This window comes from Stutzerimonas kunmingensis, from assembly GCF_014764705.1.
In the GTDB taxonomy this organism is placed as follows: Bacteria; Pseudomonadota; Gammaproteobacteria; order Pseudomonadales; family Pseudomonadaceae; genus Stutzerimonas.
Genome location: NZ_JACXXG010000064.1, coordinates 1 through 6,385, shown reverse-complemented (window position 1 = coordinate 6,385; position 6,385 = coordinate 1). Strand labels below are relative to the sequence as shown.

At 56.2% G+C, this 6,385-nt stretch carries 8 protein-coding genes; 5 read left to right on the top strand and 3 right to left on the bottom strand.

The genetic code is table 11. The annotated features are described in order from the left end of the window. The coding region (locus tag IEG05_RS23700) for a hypothetical protein (protein WP_224742962.1) at positions 1-185 on the bottom strand (185 nt) is incomplete at its 3' end. Between the two features lie 65 nt (positions 186-250). Here IEG05_RS23700 and IEG05_RS22710 point away from each other — a divergent pair. From IEG05_RS22710 to IEG05_RS22690, 5 genes are all read left to right on the top strand, one after another. Further along, positions 251-598 carry a DUF3703 domain-containing protein gene (locus tag IEG05_RS22710; protein WP_044727165.1) on the top strand — a complete coding sequence of 116 codons (348 nt, stop codon included), beginning with the start codon at positions 251-253 and terminating at the stop codon, positions 596-598. Then, positions 595-1,104 (top strand): signal peptidase II, encoded by a 510-nt coding sequence (lspA, locus tag IEG05_RS22705; RefSeq protein ID WP_023083083.1) that lies wholly within the window; start codon positions 595-597, stop codon positions 1,102-1,104. The genes IEG05_RS22710 and lspA overlap by 4 nt, the downstream gene beginning before the upstream one ends. Further along, entirely contained in the window at positions 1,101-1,847 is a 747-nt protein-coding gene (locus IEG05_RS22700; RefSeq protein ID WP_023083084.1) for a helix-turn-helix transcriptional regulator, read from the top strand. The genes lspA and IEG05_RS22700 overlap by 4 nt, the downstream gene beginning before the upstream one ends. Before the next feature lie 68 nt (positions 1,848-1,915). Continuing rightward, complete coding sequence (locus IEG05_RS22695) at positions 1,916-2,824, top strand: sterol desaturase family protein (RefSeq protein WP_023083085.1); 909 nt, start codon at positions 1,916-1,918, stop codon at positions 2,822-2,824. Positions 2,825-2,845: 21 nt separating this feature from the next. After that, positions 2,846-4,093 (top strand): cytochrome P450, encoded by a 1,248-nt coding sequence (locus IEG05_RS22690; RefSeq protein ID WP_191122763.1) that lies wholly within the window; start codon positions 2,846-2,848, stop codon positions 4,091-4,093. A 157-nt stretch (positions 4,094-4,250) separates the two neighbouring features. Here IEG05_RS22690 and IEG05_RS22685 read toward each other — a convergent pair whose 3' ends face one another. Next, a complete protein-coding gene (locus tag IEG05_RS22685) occupies positions 4,251-4,835 on the bottom strand; it encodes a protein-disulfide reductase DsbD domain-containing protein (RefSeq protein ID WP_017246245.1) in 585 nt (194 codons plus the stop codon). A 17-nt stretch (positions 4,836-4,852) separates the two neighbouring features. Continuing rightward, positions 4,853-6,043 carry a protein-disulfide reductase DsbD family protein gene (locus IEG05_RS22680; RefSeq protein ID WP_017246246.1) on the bottom strand — a complete coding sequence of 397 codons (1,191 nt, stop codon included), beginning with the start codon at positions 6,041-6,043 and terminating at the stop codon, positions 4,853-4,855. Positions 6,044-6,385 lie beyond the last annotated feature (342 nt).

The following is a 6,385-nucleotide window of genomic DNA, read 5'->3' as shown; positions in this document are numbered from 1 at the left end:
CTGACCGAGATCAGCCAGGAAGCCGACATGCGCAACTGCTTCATCGAGGCGGATGCCTGGGAAGAAGGCACCGAGCGCAGGTGGTAGGGCTTACGTTGGTTTTTGGTTCCATTGCTCCCCAAACCCCACAAACCTCTTTCGTAATCCGGCATAAAGTCATTTTTGCGTCGTCTTGAATCGCCCATAGCGCTTGACCCTATAGCAGCTATAGGGTGTTCACTCGGGCATCTACTGCGTAAGTGAGATCCAGATGAATACCGCTCTCAGCATTGCCATTGATGAGGCCTTCTTCCAGGCTAGGAAAGCACTTAATGAAGAGGCGCCAACCGAGGCTTTCTCCTGGCTGGAGCGAGCCCACATATTGAGCCAGCGAATGCCTATTCTTCATGCTCAGAGCCATTGGCTGATGCTGAGGGCCGGCTGGCAGTTGCGCGACTTACGAAAGGTGCTCAGCCAAGTACCGCGAATCATGGCGGCCCTGCTGTTCTCGAAGATCTGGGTGCCGCTCGGAAACAGCGGGCGCGCCAGGGTCAGTGCTTTTGCGCCGATGCCTATTTCACCGGAGCTGCAGCGACTTCTTCAAGGAGAAATGCAATGAGGTCGTCTCCTAGATCACCTCTTGTTGCTCCTGGGTTCTGGTGGATGCTATCGCTAGCCATTGCCTCGGCCGACCTAGCGTTGAAAAGCGCAATTACGGGTTCGCTCCCGGTCGGCACCGTGATTCCTCTCACCCCGTTCTTCAACCTGGTTCACTTCTGGAATACCGGTGCAGCGTTCAGCTTCCTGGCTGACGCGGGTGGTTGGCAGCGTTACTTCTTCATTGTCATAGCTTTGGTCGTTTCGATCGTGCTGGCTCTGATATTGCGTAAACGCAGAGCCAAAAGCGAAGCCCTAGGCTATAGCCTTATCTTGGGCGGGGCAGTTGGGAATCTGATTGATCGCGCATTTCGAGGCCATGTAATCGACTACCTGGATTTTTACTGGCTGTCCTGGCATTGGCCTGCGTTTAACCTGGCGGATATTGCTATCGTCGGTGGCGCCGCCATGTTGATCCTGAGCAGTTTGCTAAGCCCAAATGCGGAAGCCGGCCGAGTCAACGAATGAAAGGCTCGCTCTCAACGGATACCGTACGCTGGGCAGGCCAGGCCTGGATAGGGCCCGGCATCGGCATCTTTCATGGCCGTGCCGGCCACCAGGAGTGGCACCACCATCAGGCGCATCAGATTTCAGTGGGCCTCGATTCACCTGTATCGGTTGAAACTCCGTTGGGCATTCAAACAGGGGCTGCCATCTTCATCGCCGCGGGCCTGAAACACCGGATCAGTGCTGGTCGAGTGCTGTCGATCTATCTGGATGCACTATCCGATGAAGCCCCAACTATGCGGGGTACCGAAGAAGCAAGGGTAGTCGTGATCGCCCCGGCGGACGTAGTAGCGATTATCGATATGCTGCGCGAGACAGGACATACCGCTCTCCAGGTTAGGACGGGGGTGCGCCAGGCACTGCGGCTACCCGATCCACCGATTCCAGATCCTCGCTTGACAAAGGTGATTGAAGCGCTGCATAGAGGCCAAATGAGGCGCGAAGAAATGGCCGCGTTGGTGCATTTATCCCCTACACGGTTTTCCCATTGGTTCGTGGAACAGACAGGCTTGCCGCTGCGCAGCTATGCGAAATGGTTACGTCTCACACAAGCCCTACAGCACCTAGCCAAAGGGGGTCTACTCACTGAAGCGGCCCATGAGGCGGGCTTTTCTGACTCGGCACATTTCTCCCGGACATTCCGGGCACTGCTGGGCATCGATCCTTCCTCCGCCCTGGCTGAAGTCGATCTTCAGGGGTCGTAGCTCTTTCGTTCAAGCCGAAAGCGGACCTTCCCACATACAGTCATGGCTCCCTACTCAGGAGCTGAGCGATGTCTATTCCCTTGCGATTCGCCATACGGTGGCTGAGCTATCCACTTGTGTTTGGCGGCTGTGCCTCCTTCATGATTTGGGCGCTGTATGCAGGTATACCGTATTGGCCCACCACACCCATAGTCGCCGCGGCGGGGCTGCTACTCATTGCTGGCTTGGAGCGCATCCAGCCTTTTCGGCGAGCCTGGCTGGAAGATCATCAGGACACCCTGACGGATCTGCTGCACATGCTGGTGAACCTGTCTGTCATTCAATTTACTGCAGAATTTCTGGCTAAGTTAGGCGATGCGGTACCGGCTTCGGTTCGGCTCTTTCCGATCGAGAGCCCATTGTGGCTGCAATTGCTACTAGTCGCCGCCGTGCTCGACTTGAGCCTGTATGTGATGCACCGCATCAGCCACCGGGTGCATTGGCTGTGGCGCTTTCACATGATCCATCACAGCGCTGAGCGGCTCTACTGGATGAACGGAGAACGTCGACATCCTCTGCATGCGGCGTTGATGGCCGGGCCGGGGCTGGTGGTTTTGCTCATATCTGGAGCTCCGTCTGCCGTAGTCGCAACGTGGTTTGGGATCCTAACCGTCCATCTGGCCTTTCAGCATTCGAACCTGGACTACAGCGTGGGTTGGCTGCGGCATGTGCTAGGGGTTGCTGAGGTCCATCGTTGGCACCATAAGCGCGACTTCGAAGACGCTCAGGTCAACTTCGGTGAGTTTTCAACTGTGTGGGATCAGATGTTTGGAACCTTCTACGACAGCGCCGGGAAGCTGGGCGAGGCTGAGGTTGGATTGCATGAAAAGGACTACCCCAGAAATTATTTCGGGCAATTTATTGATCCTGTTCATCCAACATCTGCTTACCCGGCCGGTCACAATTCTTCAGAGCAGGATGAAATCCGCAACACGTAGCTAGAACGGGTGGAGTCAGCAATGCCAAACATACCGCGTGACACCGGATTGGACAGTACTTGGGCCTTTTTGCGAGATCCCTACCGATTTATCTCCACGCGCAGTAAGTTTCATCAATCGCCGGTGTTTCAAACTCGCTTGATGTTACAGAAAACTCTGTGCCTAACAGGTGCCGAAGCTGCTCGCTTGATTTGCGACCCTGACCGATTCGTTCGCCAGAACGCTGCGCCCAAGCGACTGCAAAAAACCTTATTCGGACAAGACGGTGTCCAAGGTTTGGACGGTGATGCGCATCGTCACCGAAAGGCCCTCTTCATGGGAGTGCTCACACCCGCGAACGTGCAGGAACTAGCAGAGTTGAGCGAGGTTCGTTGGAGGGAGTATGCGCGAACTTGGCGTCCCGGTGAGTCAATCGTCCTCTACGAGATTGCTCGCGAAATTCTCTGCCGCACCGTATGCGACTGGGCCGGTGCTCCAATCGCTGAAAGAGATGTTCAACAATGGACTCAAGATCTTGCAGCTCTCTATGAGCACGCCGGCGCGATCGGTCTGCAGCACTGGCAGGCACGGAAGGCACGTCGCCGATTGGAGCAATGGGCGGCAGAACTTGTCGAGTCCACTCGCGCCGCTCCCCCTACACCCGAGCAATCGCCTCTCGAACGCATCGCCCATTACAAGGACCAGCACGGACAGCCGTTGGATCTACATACCGCATCAGTGGAACTACTAAATCTGCTGCGGCCGACGGTAGCCGTCTCTGTATTCATAACCTTTGCAGCGCTAGCGCTGCACAAGCACCCGTTCTGTCTGAGAAACCTGCAGTCGGGAGATGAAAGAGATATAGGTTGCTTTGTGCAGGAAGTGCGGCGTTTCTACCCCTTCTTCCCAGCGATCAGCGCTCGCGTGAAAGAAGATTTTCTATGGGAAGGATTTGCCTTTGGCAGGGGCACCTTAGTCCTGCTGGACTTATACGGAACCAATCACGATTCCCAGCTCTGGGAGGAGGCAGATCGTTTCAAGCCTGAGCGCTTTCGATCCAACTCTCCGTCGCCATACTGCTTCATCCCACAAGGACCAGGCGACCCGCATGTTAACCATCGCTGTCCAGGTGAAGGCGTCGCCGTCGCATTGATGAGCGTTGCTGTTCGCTTCCTGGCTCGCTCGCTCCAATATGAGGTTCCCGAACAGGATCTATCAATCACCTGGGACCGATTGCCGGCACTGCCCCGAAGCCACTTCGTCATGCGGAATGCGCGAATCACAATGTAAGTTTGGTGTTTAACGAAGCGAGTCTCGCCCATCTCAAGATATGAACGGTGGGGCATGGCGTTGAGCTGCCCAGCGCAACCACGGCAATCGGGGAATACTCAGAATAAGCTGTTCACAGTCATTCCCCAATTGAGTCATTTCCGAGGGCCGTTCTGACTTATTGTCGCTTGGTATCGTCCAGATTCAGCGCAACGGGCAGGTCAGTCGGTGCCAGACAAATGCCCTCGTCACTGCAGGCCTGCACCCGTACAATCATTTCGAGCCTGCCTACCTTTTCCAGCACGGCGGTCTGTTTTTCGTCGGGCCGCAGCCGAATACTTGCACCGTCGTCATACACCTCTAGGGCGGTGTCACTCAGCACAATGTCACTGACCCGGCCGCGCGGGTACTGCGTCGGGATTATAAGCGCCTGGCCGTTGACTGAAGAGCTGACGACGGTGGGAATCAGGAATTCCATGGAGGCCGGATTTGCATTCACATGCCAGCCCGGTTGAATGTTCAGTGTTAAAACGAAATCACCCGTCTTTCCCGCCATTGCTGCGGCGCCTCCCGCAACAGTGAGGCGGACCTTATCAGCGGAATTTGCCAACCCTGCTCGGGTCGGCACCGGGACTTCAAGACCGGCACGTTCAGTCTGGGCAGCGTCGAGGTTGTTTCCGTTGGTGTCGATCAACATGAACGCAGCGATCGCGATCGCAAAAACCACTACTCCAGCTAGCAATCCTTTTTGTCGAATCACCATGATTGGGTCTCCAGTATCTAAGGTTGTGGGTTTCCGGTGCGATTGATAGCTTCGACCAAGCTGTCGGTGTCAAAAAGCCCCGTGAAACGGGCGATAACGGTGTCGTCACGGTCAACAACCACTGCGAAGGGTAAGGCCTGCCCGCCGGTCGCAGTTAATAGCGCATCTTTTTCTGGGTTGCTCGCTGTCACGTCAACTTGTATGGGCACCATCTTGGTGCGCCGCACGGCTTCGGCCACAGCGGCCTCCTGGTAGACCGTGCGCTCAAGTATCTTGCAGTTGATGCACCAGTCGGCGGTGAACTCCAGCAAATAGGGTGTGCCCTGGGCTTTTGTCTCCGTCAGTAGTTTTGCGGAGTAGGGTTGCCAGACGAGTTCGTCTTCGCTGTTGCCCAGCGGGGATGCGAATTCCACAGTCATCGCAAGGGCAAGGCCTGCCGCCGTTGTGGTGATCACACGCACGGTACCATTACCCTGGACGAAACGGCGGGCACCCCAGGCCAGCACCAGGGCCAGCCAAGACCACCATAGCCAGGTATAAACCGCTTTGGGCACCAGGCTCGCGCTGAAAAAGACGGCTGCGGCCAGCAAGACCAACGCGAGCACTTCTCTAATGACCAGGGTCCAGGGCCCCGCCTTGGGCAACCGGCTCAGCCAATCGGGTTTGAGCATCAATGCTGCGTAGGGCAGCGACAACCCCAGCCCGATACTGCCGAATATCCCCATACTTACCGGCGTCGGCTGGGTAACGGCAAAGGCTAGGACTCCACCAAGGAAAGGACCGGCGCAGGGTGCGGCCAAAACCGCACTCAATAACCCAGATACGAATGCTTCAAAGTAGCGCCGGCCATGGACCGAGGCGGCGAACGCCGGGATCGGGATGGGCAAATCCAGCCAGGTGACCACCGCAAACCCGACCATCAAGGCAACAAGGACACCAACGAACACCGCAGACTGAAACAAAGTGCCCCAGCTCCACTGCAGAAGTGCGGTCAGTCCGCCCAACGTCAGGAAAAACGCGAGCGTTCCTGCGGTGAACGCCAATGCCGCCAGCACGCGGTGCGATCGTTGGCTGCCCGCCTCTCGTAAGATGGTCCGGACCTTAATGGGAATTGCAGGCAAAACGCAGGGCGTCAGGTTGAGCAGCAAACCTGCCACTATCGCCATTAAGAGCTGGCCGGCGATGAGTAAAGAGGGAATTTGATCCATCACTCAGCTATTCCCAGCCCCTTCCCACCCTTCCTGGCCGGAACGTCCGGTCTGACCCCGCCATTGGCTGCTTGCATACTTAAACAGCAGATTTTTTGAGTGCTCATATCTCTTCTCCATATAGACCCCGTCCTTTGAGTCATTGGCAAACGTCAGCTATCGGTAACGATTATCGCATCGGCTTCAGGCATCGCGAAGAGCTGAGATGACATTAAGGAGACGCTGAACAATTAGCCAATTCTCACCGTCCCCCTTTTTCAACCCGGTTTTTTCAACCTACCGGCCTTATTCTGCGTTTCTTGGGCCGATTTCTACCCTGATTTTGCTGATTAGCGGGCCAGC